Source organism: Chryseobacterium sp. JK1, from assembly GCF_050632815.1.
Classification (GTDB): domain Bacteria; phylum Bacteroidota; class Bacteroidia; order Flavobacteriales; family Weeksellaceae; genus Chryseobacterium.
The window spans coordinates 430,838-448,481 of record NZ_JBODRU010000002.1; the positions used below are offsets into that span (position 1 = coordinate 430,838).

Sequence of the window (17,644 nt, forward strand, 5' to 3'; positions counted from 1 at the left end):
ATCATGTTTCTAAATTGTCATTCTTTTCACAGTCTTCGTTACGGTACTTTATCGGTAGAACAATTGGTACAACAGGCGCATTCTTTGGGTATCAAAGAATTGGTATTGACAGATATTAATACAATTACTGCTATTTATGATTTCAAGAAAGAATGTGAAAAAGTCGAAATTAAACCTATTGCCGGAATGGAGGTCAGAAAAGAAAACAGGCTGCTTTATATTGCTGTGGCAAAAGAGTTTTCCGGCATTGGTGAAGTCAATAAGGTATTGACGGATCACAATTGTGATGGCGCTGAACTTTCTGAAATAGCGCCTGTGTTTGAAAATGTTTTCATTGTTTATCCGATCGATAACATTCCTTCAAAGCTAAAAGAGAATGAATTTATTGGAGTCCGGGAAGAAGAATTGAATGTATTGATTCGCACTGAATTTGCAAATCTAATTCCCAAAATGGTAGTTCTTCATCCTGTTACTTTTAATATGAAGAAAGAATATAATCTTCATCGAATCTTAAGGGCTATTGATAACAATACCTTGTTGTCAAAACTGGCTGAACAAGATATTTGCAGGGAATCAGAATATTTTAAATCCGAAGATATAATAATCAGTACCTTTCAAAGATATCCGGAGATCATAGAGAATACAAAAAAAATACTGCAAGCCTGCAGCTTTGAATTTGATATTGAAAAAGTAAAGAATAAACAATACTATACAAAGTCAAAGGAATCTGATGTAAAACTTCTGAAAAGGTTAGCCTATTTAGGATTGGAAAAACGGTATGGGAAAGATCATGAAATCGCAAAAATAAGAGTAGAGAAAGAACTGAAAGTAATTGACGAACTCAACTTTTGTTCTTATTTTCTGATCACTTGGGATATTGTGCGGTACAGCAATAGAATGGGATTCATGCATGTAGGACGTGGAAGCGGAGCCAATTCTATTGTCAGTTACTGTATAGGAATTACAGATATATGCCCTTTAGAACTTGATCTGTATTTTGAAAGATTCCTAAATCTTAACAGGAAAAGTCCTCCGGATTTTGATATTGACTGGAGCTGGCAAAACAGGGATACAATTCTGGAATATATTTTCAATCGTTACGGAAAAGACCATGTTGCTTTCTGCGGAACCAATGTGGAATTCAAGTACAAATCGAGATTCAGAGAAGTCGGGAAAGCTTTTGGACTGCCTAAAGATGAGCTGGATGAACTTACAAAAAAACCAATGGAAGCTCACGAAACCAATTCTGTTGTTCAAACAATTCATAAGTATGTAAGGCTGATGGAAAAATTTCCGAATCAAAGGAGCATGCATGCTTGCGGGATTTTGATTTCCGAAGAACCCATCACTCATTACTCTGCACTCGAAATGCCACCAAAGGGGTTTCCCATTGTTCAGTTCGATATGAATGTAGCGGAAGATATTAAGCTGGAGAAATTTGATATTCTGTCTCAAAGAGGTCTCGGGACAATTAATGATACAGTAAATCTTATCAAAAAAACAAGAGGAATTGATGTCGATATCCGGGATACACGATTATCTAAAGATGAAGAAAAATGTAATGAGTATTTGGCTGTTGGAAGAACTATCGGATGTTTTTATATAGAGTCTCCGGCAATGCGCGGGCTTTTAAGAAGATTAAAATGTGATAATTACAGGATACTGGTTGCGGCTTCTTCTATTATCAGACCGGGAGTAGCACAAAGTGGAATGATGCGGGAATATATCTTCAGACATAATCACCCGGATCAGTTTCAATACTTTCATTCAGTATTTGAAGAGCACCTGAAAGAAACATATGGAATAATGGTGTATCAGGAAGATGTGATCAAGATCGCCCAATATTTCGGAGGATTATCTCTGGCTAATGGAGATATTTTACGCAGAGCAATGAGTGGAAAGGAACGCTCTATTAAAAAACTTCAGGAAGTAAAGGCTAATTTTTTTAAATCCTGTAAGGATAAAGGGCATTCATTAGAGCTTACTGCTGAAGCATATCGACAGATTGAATCCTTTGCCGGGTATTCTTTCTGTAAAGCACATTCGGCTTCATATGCAGTGGAAAGCTATCAGAGTTTATATCTGAAGGTATATTATCCTCTTGAATTCATGGTTTCCGTGATCAACAACCAAGGAGGATTTTATCGTACAGAAGTGTATATCCATGAAGCAAAAATGTCCGGAGGTAATATTCAGGTTCCTTGTGTTAATGCAAGTGAATTTCAAACGACATTAAAGGGAAAGGATATCTTTTTAGGACTGATGCTTTTGGAAGGGCTTGGAGAAACAGTTGCTCATGAAATGGTTGAAGAGCGTGAAAGAAATGGAGATTATAAATCATTGGAAGATTTTATTAAACGTATTTCAATCGGTATTGAGACAATCCAGACCTTAATTTTCATTGGAGCATTCCGATTTACAGGAAAACCTAAAAATGAGTTGCTTGTGGAAGCAAGAGTGTTATTAGTGAATTTTAAACCTGAAAACAGAGGGCTAATGCTGATTGAAGAGCCTGCTCAAGAGTTTAAGCTTCCTGAACTCAGAAGAGAAAGTTTTGAAGATGCTTTTGACGAAATTGAGTTGCTTGGTTTTCCGGTTTCATGCAGTCCTTTTGATTTGCTACAGACTCAATACAGAGGTTCTGTTTTCGTAAAAGATGTATTGAAATTTCACAAAAAACAAGTAAAAATGCTGGCTTACCTTATTGCCAGAAAACATGTCCCAACGAAGAAAGGAGAAATGTATTTCGGAACCTGGATCGATGCCAACGGAGATTATTTTGATACAGCCCATTTTCCTGATAGCTTGAAAAAATATGACTTTCAGGGTGGAGGATGCTATTTATTATTAGGAACAGTAGAAGTTGATTTTCATTTTCCAACCATAACCATTCATAAGATGGCTAAAATGCCTATGATCCCTGATCCTAGATATGCTTATGATAAGGAAAAGCAATATGATATTCACAGACAGATTAAAGAAGATGTGAGTATGACTCATAGAAGACCTTACCCGCAGGCCCACGAGATAGGTTTGCCGAGACACAAAATACAGTAATGATTTATCAAATTTTTAATTATAGTAATTATGAATCAGTTGAGTTTATTTGATGTAGAAGAGTTGTATGAATTCCCAAAAGATTTATTGGAATATAAAGAACATTTTCTAAGTAAAGAAGAAGCCGATCTCTTAAAAGATCAGTTGCTTACTACCGCTCCATGGGAACAGCGTACTCAGAAAATGTATGATAAAATGGTATTGACTCCCAGATTAACAGCCTGGTATGGAGATGCAAAAACGTATGACCTTGAAAAAAATAAAAAACCTACCAATGCATGGACACCTGAATTGTTGGCTTTAAAAGAGCGAATTGAGAGGGAGTTTGGCTGCCGGTTTAATGGAGTTCTGCTCAATTTGTACAGGAATAATAATGATTCTGTTGCCTGGCATCGGGATAAAGAAAGCCGTTACGGAAAACGTCCTGTAATTGCATCCATTAGTTTGGGGCAAACGAGAAATTTTGATTTCCGGAAAAAAGATTATCATTCAAGTAAGTATAGCTTACCGCTTCCTCACGGTTCACTGCTCATTATGAAAGGTGATCTGCAGGAGCATTGGGAGCATAGGATTGCTAAATCAGCAATACCGATGAGAGAGCGTATAAATCTTACGTTTAGATTATTGAATGATTATGTATAGATAATAGCCTATTGAAGATTCTTCATTTGTATCTACTTCCTCTCATACTTCCAGTTTCTCCCTTTACCTTCCGCTATCCATTCCAGAGCCTGTTCCATTCTTTTATTTCTGGTTGTCTCTGTTTTAGCATCTATAATCCAGGAAATATATTCTTTTCTGAATGAGGGGGAAGCTTTCTCAAACACCGTTAAGGCCTGTTGATTCTCCTGTAACGCCGTTCGAAAATCATCAGGAACTTCCATGTCCGTTTTGGATGGGGCTGCTTTTTTCATAGTAACCCCCATATCTGTAAGTTCTATGGCTTCCTGAATTGCTTTTTTAAGCTGAGGTTTGGAAGGAAGGTCTTCAACCCGGGTGAGCTTTCCTAAGCTGAACATAGAATTTTTTTCAATATCCTGAGTGATTTCCTGCATGGTTTTCATTTCTTTTTCCAGCCAGAATCCAAATGTACAATGCTGCTTAAATGAAGCCATGGCACAGAGATTTTTCCCTTTGTAGATAAAATGAGGAAAACTCCACTTCATGGTTTCCTCTGCCTCAGGGCAGCATTCATGAACGGTTTCACGGATATAATTGAGTATAGGTTTAGCGAAATCCTGCGATTTTTCGATATATGAATCTATTTTGGAGGAATATTTTTCCATCGTTTTTCTATTGAAATAATGTTACCGTTTCGTTGACAAGGAACTTTACCTGATCTGGCCTTCCCCGGTCATTTTTAGGATTGTTGGCGTAGCTTCCTGTTTTTACAATCACCATATTATGCTCAGGAACCATAATAATATACTGCCCTTGTAGTCCCAGAAAATAATAATGTTTAATAGGATTATCGTGATTGATCCAGAGTCCCATTCCATAGATATTTTCAGACTTTTCGGTTGGAGTTCTCATCTTTTCTATGAAGTCAGAATTAAGAATTTGCTGATCTCCCACTTTCCCATTGTCTAAAAACAGCTGACCAAGTTTGGAGAAATCTCTCGCATTGGAGTGAATGCAGCAGTAGGTTTTCTCCATTCCATAATCATCTGTTGTCCATTTAGCGTTTTGTTCCATCCCAAGAGGAATCCAGAACTTTTCAGATAAATAAGTGGCTAAGGGTTTGTTGAGTGCTTTTTTTATCGCAAAGCCAAGAAGTTGGGTCGCCCCGCTTTGGTACTCAAATTTGGTTCCAGGTTCTTCTTTAAACTTTCTTGTAAATACGGCTTTTACCAGACTCTTTCCATAATACGCTTTAGCGTTGGGCAGAAATGGATTGTTGTAGTTTTCATCCCAATCTAATCCAGCTTCCATTTGAGCAAGGTTTTTAAGGGTAACCTGATTGCCAAAATGTTTCTCTTTAAATTCAGGATAGAAATCTGTTAATTGATTATCTATACTGGTGATAATCTTTTCTTCCAGGGCTTTTCCCAAAAGCATCACCGTTACAGCTTTAGCCATAGAAAAGGAATTGGTTTGTGAAAGCTGGCTGTAGCCTTCCCAATATTGTTCATGAAGAATTTTACCATTCTTAATGACCACAAAAGCAGCCGTTTTGGAATGATTTAAGTTTTCAACTAAATGTTTAGGTAGTGTGGTTTTGTTATATCCGGGATCTTCTTCCCAAAGGATGGGTTCCTCTGTAGCAATGGGGTTGCTGGGGAAAAGATTTCCGTCATCAATATAGGCGCTGGATTTGCCTTTGAGATAGGTTTTGGATATCCCTCTAAACAAATAATCGTATCCTAAAAAGTAAGCTGCTGTAGCGCCAACTACAGCTCCGCCTATCATATATTTTAGTATTCTCATTTTTTTCATGAATCGGTTCTTAACAAATTTAGAATAATTTGAATATAAAAATTACAATGAATCCACAAATAAGTTATTTTTGCTTTTATTGATGAAAAATATGACCAGAAAACTCATTGCACTGTGGTGCCTTTTTCTTTCTGTGATGGGAATTGCACAGATTTATAAACCTATAGATACTGCAGATTATACACAGAGAAAAGCATTTTTGACAAAATTTAACGGGAATAATGAAGCCACCATCAAAAAAATAAAGTCGCAGTATTCCGGGAAAACGTCGTCTGAGCTCGCCAAAATTTATAAAGAATTTGGAACCGATTTCGAAAAGCAGGTGAAAAATAAAGATTTTATCTTTAAATCTGATTTTGAAAACAGTATACAATCTTTGATTCAAGGTCTTAAAAAAAATAATGCACAGGTTCCACAGGATCTCAAAATTTTAATTGCCAGAGATAATACCCCCAATGCTTACTGTCTTGCTGACGGAACCTTTGTGATCAACATGGGGCTCTACGGCTGGCTGAATAATGAAGAGGAGATTGCAGCTGTTATTTCCCACGAGTTGGGACATAAGATAGAAGATCATTCTTTTAAAACATTTTTGAAAATTATAGAACAGGATAATCTGGATAAAATTACGGTTCAGAATATAAAATCTACTACAGAAAAAAGTAGCCAGAACCAGAATCAGAAGGCTTTTGATATTTTTAAGAATACCATTTACAAAAAAGGAGTAGAGAGAAGGCAGAATGAAATGCAGGCCGATTCTTTGGGATATGTTATTTTTAGAAACAGCGATTTTAAGAAAGGTGAATATGTAAATGCTCTTCAAAAGCTGGAAGATTTCGATACCATATCACCCAGAGCATTGAAGATAGAAACGTATAAAAAACTTTTTGATCTTCCGAAGCAGGCTTTTAATGATAAATGGATGAAAAAAGAAGATTTTTCACTTTACAATTATAATTTTTACAAAGAAAAACTGAATAAAGATTCTCTGTCTTCACACCCGGAAATGTCCATAAGAATAGATCTGTTAAAGAAAACTTTCGCGGAGCTTCAAACTCCCGGAGTTCCTGGAAAACCGTCCGACCTATTTATGAAATTAAAAAAGATTGCAAGAATGGAAGCCTTACCCAACTACTTTCACTCGGAAGACTATGGACTGGGAATTTATGCCGCAATGCAGTTTCTACAGGATGAAGAGGAAGAAAAATATTATAAAAGCTGGCTTGGAAAATGTTTTTCTAAAATATATGAAGCAAGGAAAAATTATAATCTCAACCGATATTTGGATAGGATAGAACCTAAACACCAAAGTGAAAGTTATCAGCAGTTTCTGAACTTTATGTGGAATTTGAGTCTGGATGAAATTAAAAATATTGCAGATTATTATAAACCGAATGAGGCTATAGCAAAGACGAACTGATTGTAAGATTATCTCTAATAAAAGAAGCTGTCTCAAAAGATCAATTACTTGACTTTTGAGACAGCTTTTCCTTTTTATATTAGTAATTCAACTTCTCCAGGCGGATCTTATTGAATTTTTCCTTTTCGTTATACTCTCTAAGAAGAATATAACCTTCTTTTCCTACATAAGGAATAACGGTATAATTGTCTTTTTCAGAGATAGGGATAATTTCCTGCTTGAACTTCCCGTCGATGATGGTATTGATAAAGAGATTCCATCTTTTCTGTCTGGTCACTTCATCTTTCTGATAGTCACGATAGAAAAAAACAACATCTTTACCGCCGTTGAGGTACTGTGAAAAAAGATAGTCGCTGTTTACCCACTTTGATTTTTCTTTTTCAAAAACCTGAACATTCTTCACCTTGAAATCTTTGTCTGTATAGATGTAAACAAGGTCTGTTGTTTTAGGAGCGTTATATTGACCTGCAGGCTTATACTTTTCAGATAAAATACCTACACTTCCGTCGTTCATAAAGTACATGTCTTTAGTCTGTAGGAAATAGCCGTTTTCTACATACCCATTTTTATTCACTTTTGGAAGAAAGGCTGAAACGTTCGGTTCAAAATTGATGACCTTGGTGTCTACGCTAAAATCCGATTTGTTAACCATCATTCTGGCGAAGCCTACTGATTCCAAACGATCATAATTTCTGCCTAATACCACGAATTTATCATCAAAGGTTTTGTCGTTATCCAGTTTTCTGTAGTCAGAATAAAAAGACTTAATATTATCAAGGGTATCGTCGGATAGCGTTCCTTCAATTTTTTTATTGGATGCTTCTTTTCCGGTTTTCATATCAATGGCAAGAAGACTGAATGTTTTCTGCTTATCATTCACTTTTTTCATGATGCAGTACATGTAGTTTTCATCCCTTTCGAGAACGGATAATGTGGTGAAAACCTTCTTGCTTCCGTCCGTGTTATATTTATATCTCCAAAGTTCTTTTTTCTTGTCGTCGAACCTGATCAGGCTGTTATTGTTTTCGTATTTTCCGTAATCTTTATATTCAACGGCAAAATAACCGCCTTCTTTCAGTTCTCCTACTGCAGAAACGTAGTTATATCCTTTTTCCTTTTTCTCATCGCGGTTTTCCTTACGCATTTCTTTCCAGCTTTTCGGCTCGTTGATTTCTTTGAAAGTACCGTCTTCAAGATAATCATAATATATTTTTCTCGTAATGGTATTTGTTTTCGGATCTATAACCATTGAAACAGGTGTGAATACCTCTTTACTTTTTATCAGAGAATAATCTATATAAGAAGGTTTCAGAATGATCTGCCCTTTAAAATCTACATAGCCTTTATAGGAAGCAGCGGTGATGTCTCCTTCAAATTCTTTATTGGCAACTGGGTTGAGGTTTTTATCAAGAATAACGTATTCAAACTTTTTAGTTTTATCTCCTGATTTTCCATAAGAATATAATGATACGTAGCCGTAAAGATTGTCTTTGTCATCGAATAAAGCATTCATTCCCACATGATCTCCGGAAGCCAAAGAAGTAAGGTCCTGAGTTTGGGCAAATGCCAAGGTCTGGAAGAGTCCAAACACCACTAAAGTTATTTTTTTCATGGTTAAAATTTGAGGGATAAAAATAATGAATTAGAGCATATGTTGATAAAAAATAAAAAGCCCAGGAAATAATCCTTGGGCTTAGTATCTAAAATTTACAATAATAACTAGTAGTATTCATAAAGTGAAGTGCGAAGGGCTGTTCCATAGCCCGTAATGTCATATGTGCTAACTGTTTTGGTTGGATAATTATCACTGTTAATCGTGTGAACAGCCGTTATTTTGTTGGCTCCATTAAGTGCTCCGGAATAAGTCTCGGTCTGAGTTAGTAAATTATTATATGATAGTTGCCCATCGTGTACATCTGTTATGGCGAGTTCAATAAAACCTTTTACATTTTTCATCGCATTATGAGATGTATCATAGGTGTTGACAATATTGTATGTCGTTCCATTATGGGTGTAAGAGACTGAAGCTATATTGCCGCTGTTGGTTAGATAAGCGTCAGCCTGAGCAAAAACAAGATTTGAGTAGGTTCCTGTTGCTGAATTGTAAGTCCCGCTTTTATATTCATTGAATTTTATGTGAGTATCAGTGATATACTGATAGTTTTTAGTGTAAATAAGGGTTCCCTGTTCTTTGTCAGTTACTTTTTCAGCCACTAGTTTTCCATTAGCGTAAGTGAATTCTTTCATAAGAACCAGCACTCCACCCACAAATTCTTCCGTTTTAGAAATATAATCACCGTTGTAAGTATAAATAATTTTATTATCGTCGGAAGTACTGTAGGATTCCAATATTTTATTTCCATCATATTTAAATTCTACCACATAGGATGGCTTTCCTGGTATCACTTCGGTTCCTTTTTTCAGTAAGCGGAAAGTACTGTTGCCATTGCTACCGTTATTATTGTTCTTGGTGTTTTCTCTGTGATCGGCAGGGTTGTCATTAGATACGCAGCTTGAGAGCACTGCCACAGCCAGTGAGGAAATAATCAGTTTTTTCATGATTGTTATTAGTTTTAGTTTTTAATCTGCTAAAAATAATAATTTTTGTGGTATGTTTTTCTCTAATAACCTAAAAATAAAAAAAGCCCTGAAACCAGGGCTTTTACACTATATTTTTGAAAGTAAATTTCTGAAGTTTGTTTTCTCATCAATGATCCTTCTCAACTCTGAAACCGGAACTCTTTCCTGTTTCATAGTGTCTCTGTCTCTGATGGTTACGGTATGATCCACTAAAGAGTCGTGATCTACCGTAATACAGTATGGAGTACCAATGGCATCCTGTCTTCTGTAACGTTTTCCAATCGCGTCTTTCTCTTCGTAGAATAAGTTGAAATCATATTTCAGATCGTTGAAAATCTTTTCAGCATACTCTGCTAAGCCGTCTTTCTTCATCAACGGAAGGATCGCAGCTTTAATTGGCGCTAATGCAGGAGGTAAAGATAAAACAGTTCTTTCCGAGCCGTCTTCCAATACCTCGTCTCTCAAACAATGGGAGAATATAGAAAGGAATAATCTGTCTAAACCTACAGAAGTTTCCACTACATAAGGAACATAGTTTTCGTTTCTTTCAGGATCAAAGAACTGAAGCTTTCTTCCTGAATGTTCTTCATGAGCCTTTAAATCGAAATCTGTTCTTGAGTGAATACCTTCCAACTCTTTAAATCCGAACGGGAAGTTAAATTCAATATCAGCAGCAGCATTTGCGTAGTGAGCCAATTTTTCGTGGTCATGGAATCTGTAGTTATCATCTCCCAACCCTAAGGCTAAGTGCCAGTTCAGACGTTTTTGTTTCCATTGCTCGTAGAACTCAAGCTCTGTTCCCGGAGCAACGAAAAACTGCATTTCCATTTGCTCGAATTCACGCATTCTGAAGATAAACTGTCTTGCAACAATCTCGTTTCTGAACGCCTTACCGATTTGTGCAATACCAAAAGGAAGTCTGTGACGTGACGTTTTCTGTACGTTCAGGAAGTTAACGAAGATACCCTGAGCTGTTTCAGGTCTAAGGTAAAGATCCATTGCGCTGTCCGCAGAAGCTCCCAGTTTTGTTCCGAACATCAGGTTAAATTGTCTTACTTCTGTCCAGTTTTTAGAACCTGTATCCGGATCAGCAATCTCCAGCTCTTCAATCAAAGCTTTTACATCCGCCAAATCTTCATTCTCTAAAGATTTTGCCAATCTTGAAAGAATAGCTTCTCTTTTTGCTCTGTACTCCAAAACTTTTGGATTTGTCGCTTCAAATTGAGCTTTATCGAAAGATTCGCCGAATCTTTTCGCCGCTTTTTCAATTTCTTTCTTCTCTTTTTCTTCAATTTTCAGGCAGTAATCTTCCACCAAAACGTCTGCTCTGAAACGTTTCTTAGAATCTTTATTATCAATCAATGGATCGTTGAAAGCGTCTACGTGGCCCGATGCTTTCCATGTTGTTGGGTGCATCAAAATCGCCGAATCAATACCCACAATATTTTCGTTAAGCTGTACCATCGCTTTCCACCAATATTGTTTGATATTATTTTTAAGTTCGGCTCCGTTCTGTCCATAATCATAAACAGCGGATAAACCATCATAGATCTCACTCGATGGGAAAATAAAACCATATTCTTTAGCGTGAGAAATCACTTTCTTGAAAACATCTTCTTGCTTTGCCATAATTTTTTTAACGTCTGAAATGCAAAAATATGAATTTGAATTCCAATTCCATGAAATTCAACAAAAAAAGCAGTTAAAAAACTGCCTTTTACCTATATTATTAGAAATTATAGCTTAAACCAATTCCATTTCCTCTGATATCAAGCTTATAGAAAGCTACTTTATTTTCTTCAGTACCTGTTGGCTGATTTTGAGTTTTAATGGCTTTTTTAAGATTTTTATTGGAGCTTATTGCAAAAGGAATTCCAATACCCACGCATCCGAGGCCTATTCCTACCAGTCCCCATCCGCCTTCCTGTTTCTCCTTATAGGCAATGCCGTTACGGTATACCGTTTTATTTCTCAACAGCTCTTTGGCAAGTCCGAAACCGATAAAACCACCGCCTACCGCTGCAAAAATCTGCGAGACAGTACTGTTGGTATTCGCTTTTTTCATGTAACCTAACGCTTCAGGATTGGTAAATACTTTTTTATATTCCGAAAATTTATATTTCTGTTCACCTTTAATAAAAAATTCCCGATTGTTTTTTCCCAGAGTAAGAGAATCAGAAACCTGGGCGGAAGCCGGAATACAGAATAAACTGGTCAATAAAGTAAATAATAGTTTTCTCATTAATTTTTTCGCGAAAATAGTAAAATTAATGAGGAGTGTAGATGAGGTTTGTCATTAGCCAGGAACCTGCTTTTCACTATATCTTTTGCTTTGCAAAAGGATGCCGTTGCAATCAGGGCTATATCGGTCGAAAATTTCTACTTTTGCACCATGTTAGAAATTCTTTATCGTGACGAGCATATTATTGCCATCAACAAACCCAGCGGATTACTGGTTCATAAATCTTTCTATGCAGGAGAAGCAGATACTTACGCTATTCAGGAATTGAAGAAACAGATTGGGCAAAAAGTGTATCCTGTACACCGGTTGGACCGAAAAACGTCTGGTGTTCTTCTGTTTACTTTAGATAAAGATACCCTCAGAATCATGAGTGAGCAGTTTGCGTCACGCGAAGTAGAGAAGAAATACCTGGCCATTCTTCGTGGCTGGACAAAGGAAGAAGAAACAATTGATTATGATTTGGTTAACGAAAATGAAGTCAAACAAAATGCCGTTACCTACTATCGCCGTTTGCAGACTTCGGAAATAGATTTACCTTTTTTAAAACATCAGACCTCGAGATATTCTTTGGTAGAAGCCATTCCTGAAACTGGAAGATTTCACCAGTTGAGAAAACATTTTAAACATATTCTCCATCCTATCTTAGGTTGTAGAAAACATGGCTGTAATAAACAGAATAAGTTGTGGCTTCAAACATTTGAGATCAGCAAAATGACACTTCATGCGCACCAGCTGATTTTTAATCATCCTATTTCTAACGAAAGAATTACAGTCAATGCGATTATAGATGAAGAATTCAAAAGAGTAGGGGATATTCTGAAATTTGATCTGAGTTCGTATTCCTAATCTTAACCCAACGATTATATCCTTTTACCTTCACCTTGTCAAGGTTCAAAACCTTGACAAGGTGAAGGCTTCCAATTATCCCATTCATTCAGAAATAATGAAGATATTTATCTGCGTGTTTTTTAACGCAATGTTCGCAAAGTTTATTGAAAAATGGTCTTTCTTTCCGATCGCAAGGGCACTTCGTTCAGCAAATACTGATAGCGTGTACTTCGCTTAGTGAAATGCCCTTGCGAATAAAAATATTTTCAGAATAGTGATATTTCCTAGCGATTGTAGCGTTAAAAATCTCACTGATTTACAGAGTTGCAGCTGTTCTCTCTCTTTTTAGATTTTATAAATAAAACATTTTGATAAAATATCACAGGTTAATCAAACATTAATTTTAAAATGAGTATTTTTGTAAAACTTTTTTTCAATGTACAAATCGCTCATTCGCCCGATTCTTTTCAAATTCGATCCTGAAGAAGTGCATCACTTTACTTTTTCAATGCTAAAGAATTTTGGATTTCTTACCCAATTATTTTTCCCAAAACCTATTGAAGACAAACGTCTGGAAAGAGAAGTTTTCGGATTAAAATTTAAAAATCCTGTAGGACTGGCTGCCGGTTTCGATAAAAATGCCACTTTGTTTAACGAATTGGGAGATCTGGGATTCGGATTTGTAGAAATTGGAACGGTGACCCCGAAAGCTCAGGCCGGAAATCCTAAGAAAAGATTATTCCGTCTCATTGAAGATGGCGGGATTATCAATAGAATGGGTTTCAATAATGACGGTCTTGAAGCTGCCATTGAAAAGCTGAAGGGAAACAAAGGGAAAATAATCATCGGCGGAAACATAGGAAAAAATACCCATACAGCACCGGAAAATTATACTCAGGATTACCTGGACTGTTTTGAAGGTCTTCATCCTCATGTAGATTATTTTGTATTGAATGTGAGCTGCCCGAATGTAGGAAGCCATGCGAAACTTGAAGATGTGGAATATCTTAGAGAACTGATTACTGAGGTTAAGAAAATCAACCAGTCTAAATCTGTACAGAAACCTATTCTACTGAAAATTGCTCCGGATCTTAATAACAACCAGTTAGACGAAATCATTGAACTGATCGCAGAAACGAAAATTGATGGTATCGTAGTTTCCAATACTTCTGTTAACAGAGAAGGGCTGAAGACATCACCAGAGGTTTTAGAGCAGATAGGAAATGGAGGATTAAGCGGAAAACCAATCCGTGAGAGAAGTACAAAGATGATCAAATATCTGTCTGATAAAAGTAACAGAGCTTTCCCAATCATTGGAGTAGGAGGAATACACTCTGCCAAAGATGCCATGGAAAAGCTGGATGCCGGAGCGAGCCTTGTGCAGCTGTATACAGGTTTTATTTACGAAGGACCGGAGCTTATCAACGAGATCAATAAAGAAATTCTGAAAAGAGCAAGCAGATTACCAAGATAAACAAGGAATATGAATATTATAATCTCGGTACTTTTAACGCTGTTTCTTATTCCACTGCTGAAATTTTTATTTCCAGTAACCAAAGAAATGAAAATCGGAACAGAGGATTTTTATCCCAACCTTTTCAAAACGATATTTAGAAAAAAATAAAAAGAGAGAGTTGAATGATGCTCTTTTTAGCTACAACATTTTTTGTCCTCCTGCACAGGGGGACATTTTGTATCTCCATAGCTGCAGAATACACAGCAATCTCCTTTTTGAGGCTTCAAAAGAGTTTTGCAGACTTCACATTCATAAAAATACTGACAGGCATTGGTAGGCATTGTTTCCTGTTTTCTGTGTTGGCAGCTTGGGCAGGTGATCGTGGATTGTAAGATAACTTTCATTTTATTTTTTCTTATTATTAACTACCGTATAACCAGTTGAGTTGATCGCTTCTTTAATCTGGTGAATGCTGGTTTTAGTATCATCAAATGTTACCACTGCATTTTTATTTTGATAAGAAGCATTGGATCGGATAATGCCTTTCAATTTATTTACCTCGTGATTAATGTGTTCACCACAGGCTTCACAAGTCATTCCGTTAATAGTAAACTCAACAGTTTTAATGTCGGATTTAGATGCTGTCACGACTTCATTTTCTGATTTTGGATAAAAAATAGAAGAATAGGAAGGAAAGGCAAGCATAAGTGCCGAGAAAACTGTAATAAGTCCCAGAAAAAAAGAACTCTGGAGAAATTTTGTTTTTGATTTTGTTTCACATAGACAATCTTCCTGTTTTTGTGGTCTCAATTTCTGATACCACGCGAAACAAAGAATCACAACAGTTAATCCAATCAAATAAGGTCTTGCAGGTTCAAGCCATGAAAAAGTGGAGGCCAGTCCACCAGCTCCTATAATAAGGCTGAGAACAGGGGTGATACAACACAACGAAGCTGCAATTGCAGTTATTATGCTTGTTCCTATAATTTTTCCTTCGGTTTTCATAGAGTTTCTTTTACAGCAAGCATTTTGAAAATAGACTGAAGCATTTCTTTGTAATCTTCTGTTAAAGAGTAGAATATTGTTTGAGCCTGTCTTTCGGATTGAATGAGTTTTCGGTCTTTAAGTTTTCTTAAATGTTGGGAAATGGCTGAAACAGACATTCCAAGAATATCACTCAGATCACACACGCAGAGTTGTTTTTCCTGATCAATGAGAAATAATATTTTTAGTCTTACATTATTACCAACCAGTTCAATACCATTTGACAGGTGATCAAATGAATAGCTAAGCTCAGAAATAGTTGATTTACAACGGTCAATCTGGCTATGGTCTGCCTGTTGCCGAATACAGATATTGTTTTCCATAATGGCAAATATATAGTTATTTGCTTATTTAAGCAAGTGCTAAAATAAAAAATAATACTAAGTGGTTAAGTGAAATTTTCTAAGATTATTTAGATTTCACAACAGAAGCGTTTTGAATATTCACAGTAAGCGTATGGGCCGGTAAAGAATCAGATTGTCCAATTTTATATTCTATCGTTTTTCCATCCTTCGAAGTTGTTTTTGTAGTGTCGTACATAGAATCCAAACAGCTTTCGATGGTGAATTCTTCATAACTTTTATAATTCCAGTCTTTGGTAAAGTAAAGGACTCTGTACCCCTTTTCTCCTTCACTTGCCCCGCATTGCCCGCAGGCATTGAAATTTGAAGTCTGTTCGAAATAGAGCAGTACCCGGTTTCCATTTTCTCCTGAGGAATAAGAAATCAGTTTATTTCCTCCTGCTTTGTTTATAAAGTCATAAGTATTGATCTTTTTGTTATGAGGTAAAAACAGATAGTTGTTGAAACGGTAGATCATTACATTGCTGGTAGACAGAGCTATGGGCTGAACTTTTTTATCCAGATAAAAATGACCGGCAACCGGTCCCTTCGTAGAGGAAACGTCTTGCAGTATAATGCTTTCTTTAGGAATTAATTTCTGGGCAATCGTATCGGTCTTTTCCACTTTCTGAAGAGAAGTAATCTGGCTTTTAAAAATCTTAGATTTTTGTTTTTGCTGAGATCCGAAATTATATAAGGACAGGTTACCATAATAGTCGTAAATTCCTGTGAGCGGAATTTTCTTTTTATACTTATCATAATAATACCATCCGTCCACATAGTGCTGATACTGGTTGCAATCTACAACTCCTGTATAATTGAGATGTATGGTGATAGGAATTCCGGCGATCTTTCCGGTAAAAGTTTGAGCAGAATCGGTCACTTCTTTAAGTTCAACTTTCTGGCTGAACAAAAATGTAAAGCTTACACAAAGCAGTACAGTAAAAATTTTTTTCATGGTTGGTTTTATAGTTTTTTAAAGGAAAAAATGAGCAATGGTATAGATAATCAATCCTACCAATCCACCCACAAGAGTACCGTTTACCCGGATGAACTGAAGGTCTTTTCCTACTTCCAGCTCCAGCTTTTCGCTCAGCTCTTTCCCTTGCCAGTTTCCTACAGTATTGCTGATGAGGTTGCCGAATTGATGGGTGTTTTTAAGGATATATTTATACGCCGTTACGCGAACCCAATGGTCAATTTTGTTCTGAAGATTTTCGTCTGTTTTTAAATTCTGTGCAAATTCATTCAGATTTTTGGTAAGGTAATTCTTAAGGGCTGAATGATCTTCCAGTAATTCTTTCATCAAGGTTTTTTTAATGGAAACCCAGATGTCATTAGAGTATTCTTCTAATTTGTCGCCTTTCAAAAGACCGTTTTTAATGATTTTAAATTCATCTTCCCATTTAGGATCTTCCTTCAGGTCTACAGAGAATTCATAAATTTTTTCAGTGATCAGATCCCGTACTCCATGTTGGGGATCTTCTTCTATTTCTTTGAAAAAATCAGACAGGCCGTCAGCAATTTTATCCGCAATTTTATTATCTACAAAAGAAGGGATGAAGGAATAACTGCCTTTTTTTACCCGGTCTTTGATCATTTCATCATTGGCAAGGATATACTCTTTAATCTGTTTGGCAAGATTGGTAATAATTCTCTGATGATCATTCTTTTCCAAAATATACCCTATTCCGCTACCTACTACTTTATTAAGTTTAATATCGTCCGTCATCTCGGAAACTTTTTTGCTGATAAACTGGCTTACCGTAGAATCATCAAGTTTATTAAGAATATCAAGAACAATATCCGAAAGGTTTTTAATAAGGATTTCCTGGCTTTTTTCTTTTCCCAGCCATTCCCCAACAAAGTTGGATACTTTAAGCTTTTGAATATAAGGACGTATGTTTTGAGGAGAAAGGAAATTACCTACTACAAAACTTCCCAGGTTATCACCAAGTCTTTGCTTGCTGTTTTCAATAAGATTAGTATGAGGAATAGGAAGACCAAGCGGATGGCGGAAGAGTGCTGTAACGGCAAACCAGTCTGCCAGAGCACCTACCATAGCCGCTTCGGCAAAAGCCTGTACATAACCGATCCAATGAGAGGGATTAGATTTCTGTAAAATGGTGGTCGTAATAAAAATAACAGCCATCAGAACAAATAATCCTGTGGCAAATGCTTTATATTTTCTGAGCTGTTTTCTTTTTGCTTTGTCATTCATATTTACTAAATTTGGTTAC

16 protein-coding genes are annotated in these 17,644 nt (G+C 36.4%); 5 read left to right on the forward strand and 11 right to left on the reverse strand.

All coding sequences use genetic code 11. From position 1 onward, the window contains the following. Positions 1 to 3: 3 nt before the first annotated feature. Together ACQ76T_RS14980 and ACQ76T_RS14985 are read left to right on the forward strand one after the other, a co-directional pair. Positions 4 to 3,057, forward strand: coding sequence for a DNA polymerase III subunit alpha (locus ACQ76T_RS14980; protein ID WP_431344103.1), 3,054 nt, complete (start codon positions 4 to 6; stop codon positions 3,055 to 3,057). Between the two features lie 30 nt (positions 3,058 to 3,087). Next, complete coding sequence (locus ACQ76T_RS14985; RefSeq protein WP_431344104.1) at positions 3,088 to 3,699, forward strand: alpha-ketoglutarate-dependent dioxygenase AlkB family protein; 612 nt, start codon at positions 3,088 to 3,090, stop codon at positions 3,697 to 3,699. Positions 3,700 to 3,731: 32 nt separating this feature from the next. Here the strand turns inward: ACQ76T_RS14985 and ACQ76T_RS14990 are convergent, their stop codons facing one another. Together ACQ76T_RS14990 and ACQ76T_RS14995 are read right to left on the reverse strand one after the other, a co-directional pair. Then, positions 3,732 to 4,343, reverse strand: coding sequence for a YdeI/OmpD-associated family protein (locus ACQ76T_RS14990; protein ID WP_431344105.1), 612 nt, complete (start codon positions 4,341 to 4,343; stop codon positions 3,732 to 3,734). Positions 4,344 to 4,350: 7 nt separating this feature from the next. Continuing rightward, positions 4,351 to 5,484, reverse strand: a complete 1,134-nt coding sequence (locus tag ACQ76T_RS14995) for a serine hydrolase domain-containing protein (RefSeq protein ID WP_431344106.1) — start codon at positions 5,482 to 5,484, stop codon at positions 4,351 to 4,353. A 100-nt stretch (positions 5,485 to 5,584) separates the two neighbouring features. On the opposite strand from ACQ76T_RS14995, the gene ACQ76T_RS15000 reads away from it, so the two are divergent. Next, positions 5,585 to 6,913, forward strand: coding sequence for a M48 family metalloprotease (locus ACQ76T_RS15000; RefSeq protein ID WP_431344107.1), 1,329 nt, complete (start codon positions 5,585 to 5,587; stop codon positions 6,911 to 6,913). Positions 6,914 to 6,992: 79 nt separating this feature from the next. On the opposite strand, the gene ACQ76T_RS15005 is transcribed toward ACQ76T_RS15000, so the two are convergent. The 4 genes from ACQ76T_RS15005 to ACQ76T_RS15020 form a co-directional block, all read right to left on the reverse strand. Then, positions 6,993 to 8,525 carry a hypothetical protein gene (locus ACQ76T_RS15005; protein ID WP_431344108.1) on the reverse strand — a complete coding sequence of 511 codons (1,533 nt, stop codon included), beginning with the start codon at positions 8,523 to 8,525 and terminating at the stop codon, positions 6,993 to 6,995. 107 nt (positions 8,526 to 8,632) lie between these two features. Continuing rightward, on the reverse strand, positions 8,633 to 9,472 hold the full coding sequence (locus ACQ76T_RS15010) for a hypothetical protein (RefSeq protein WP_431344109.1): 840 nt from the start codon (positions 9,470 to 9,472) through the stop codon (positions 8,633 to 8,635). Between the two features lie 108 nt (positions 9,473 to 9,580). Further along, positions 9,581 to 11,122: a glycine--tRNA ligase gene (locus ACQ76T_RS15015; RefSeq protein WP_431344110.1), complete on the reverse strand. Its 1,542-nt coding sequence runs from the start codon at positions 11,120 to 11,122 to the stop codon at positions 9,581 to 9,583. A gap of 100 nt (positions 11,123 to 11,222) precedes the next feature. Further along, the gene (locus ACQ76T_RS15020; RefSeq protein WP_431344111.1) at positions 11,223 to 11,735 is read right to left on the reverse strand and encodes a hypothetical protein; all 513 of its coding nucleotides are present in this window, start codon (positions 11,733 to 11,735) and stop codon (positions 11,223 to 11,225) included. A gap of 150 nt (positions 11,736 to 11,885) precedes the next feature. Between ACQ76T_RS15020 and ACQ76T_RS15025 the strand changes: the two genes are divergently transcribed. Together ACQ76T_RS15025 and ACQ76T_RS15030 are read left to right on the forward strand one after the other, a co-directional pair. Further along, positions 11,886 to 12,581: a pseudouridine synthase gene (locus ACQ76T_RS15025; RefSeq protein WP_431344112.1), complete on the forward strand. Its 696-nt coding sequence runs from the start codon at positions 11,886 to 11,888 to the stop codon at positions 12,579 to 12,581. A 418-nt stretch (positions 12,582 to 12,999) separates the two neighbouring features. After that, positions 13,000 to 14,037, forward strand: a complete 1,038-nt coding sequence (locus tag ACQ76T_RS15030; RefSeq protein ID WP_431344113.1) for a quinone-dependent dihydroorotate dehydrogenase — start codon at positions 13,000 to 13,002, stop codon at positions 14,035 to 14,037. Between the two features lie 176 nt (positions 14,038 to 14,213). On the opposite strand, the gene ACQ76T_RS15035 is transcribed toward ACQ76T_RS15030, so the two are convergent. From ACQ76T_RS15035 to ACQ76T_RS15055, 5 genes are all read right to left on the reverse strand, one after another. Next, positions 14,214 to 14,423 carry a GDCCVxC domain-containing (seleno)protein gene (locus ACQ76T_RS15035; protein ID WP_431344114.1) on the reverse strand — a complete coding sequence of 70 codons (210 nt, stop codon included), beginning with the start codon at positions 14,421 to 14,423 and terminating at the stop codon, positions 14,214 to 14,216. Position 14,424: 1 nt separating this feature from the next. After that, on the reverse strand, positions 14,425 to 15,024 hold the full coding sequence (gene merTP / locus ACQ76T_RS15040; RefSeq protein ID WP_431344115.1) for a mercuric transport protein MerTP: 600 nt from the start codon (positions 15,022 to 15,024) through the stop codon (positions 14,425 to 14,427). Next, positions 15,021 to 15,386: an ArsR/SmtB family transcription factor gene (locus ACQ76T_RS15045; protein ID WP_431344116.1), complete on the reverse strand. Its 366-nt coding sequence runs from the start codon at positions 15,384 to 15,386 to the stop codon at positions 15,021 to 15,023. The genes merTP and ACQ76T_RS15045 overlap by 4 nt, the downstream gene beginning before the upstream one ends. 85 nt (positions 15,387 to 15,471) lie before the next feature. Then, entirely contained in the window at positions 15,472 to 16,362 is an 891-nt protein-coding gene (locus ACQ76T_RS15050; protein ID WP_431344117.1) for a hypothetical protein, read from the reverse strand. Positions 16,363 to 16,380: 18 nt separating this feature from the next. Next, complete coding sequence (locus tag ACQ76T_RS15055; RefSeq protein WP_431344118.1) at positions 16,381 to 17,625, reverse strand: DUF445 domain-containing protein; 1,245 nt, start codon at positions 17,623 to 17,625, stop codon at positions 16,381 to 16,383. Between the last annotated feature and the right edge of the window lie 19 nt (positions 17,626 to 17,644).

Bases quoted from the DNA above. Each gene is read 5' to 3' on its own strand.
- ACQ76T_RS15045 (WP_431344116.1), bottom strand. From the start codon at position 15,386: ATGGAAAACAATATCTGTATTCGGCAACAGGCAGACCATAGCCAGATT.
- ACQ76T_RS15030 (WP_431344113.1), top strand. From the start codon at position 13,000: ATGTACAAATCGCTCATTCGCCCGATTCTTTTCAAATTCGATCCTGAA.
- ACQ76T_RS14985 (WP_431344104.1), top strand. From the start codon at position 3,088: ATGAATCAGTTGAGTTTATTTGATGTAGAAGAGTTGTATGAATTCCCA.
- ACQ76T_RS15020 (WP_431344111.1), bottom strand. From the start codon at position 11,735: ATGAGAAAACTATTATTTACTTTATTGACCAGTTTATTCTGTATTCCG.
- ACQ76T_RS14995 (WP_431344106.1), bottom strand. From the start codon at position 5,484: ATGAGAATACTAAAATATATGATAGGCGGAGCTGTAGTTGGCGCTACA.
- ACQ76T_RS15000 (WP_431344107.1), top strand. From the start codon at position 5,585: ATGACCAGAAAACTCATTGCACTGTGGTGCCTTTTTCTTTCTGTGATG.
- merTP (WP_431344115.1), bottom strand. From the start codon at position 15,024: ATGAAAACCGAAGGAAAAATTATAGGAACAAGCATAATAACTGCAATT.
- ACQ76T_RS15015 (WP_431344110.1), bottom strand. From the start codon at position 11,122: ATGGCAAAGCAAGAAGATGTTTTCAAGAAAGTGATTTCTCACGCTAAA.
- ACQ76T_RS15005 (WP_431344108.1), bottom strand. From the start codon at position 8,525: ATGAAAAAAATAACTTTAGTGGTGTTTGGACTCTTCCAGACCTTGGCA.
- ACQ76T_RS15025 (WP_431344112.1), top strand. From the start codon at position 11,886: ATGTTAGAAATTCTTTATCGTGACGAGCATATTATTGCCATCAACAAA.
- ACQ76T_RS14980 (WP_431344103.1), top strand. From the start codon at position 4: ATGTTTCTAAATTGTCATTCTTTTCACAGTCTTCGTTACGGTACTTTA.
- ACQ76T_RS15055 (WP_431344118.1), bottom strand. From the start codon at position 17,625: ATGAATGACAAAGCAAAAAGAAAACAGCTCAGAAAATATAAAGCATTT.
- ACQ76T_RS14990 (WP_431344105.1), bottom strand. From the start codon at position 4,343: ATGGAAAAATATTCCTCCAAAATAGATTCATATATCGAAAAATCGCAG.
- ACQ76T_RS15035 (WP_431344114.1), bottom strand. From the start codon at position 14,423: ATGAAAGTTATCTTACAATCCACGATCACCTGCCCAAGCTGCCAACAC.
- ACQ76T_RS15050 (WP_431344117.1), bottom strand. From the start codon at position 16,362: ATGAAAAAAATTTTTACTGTACTGCTTTGTGTAAGCTTTACATTTTTG.
- ACQ76T_RS15010 (WP_431344109.1), bottom strand. From the start codon at position 9,472: ATGAAAAAACTGATTATTTCCTCACTGGCTGTGGCAGTGCTCTCAAGC.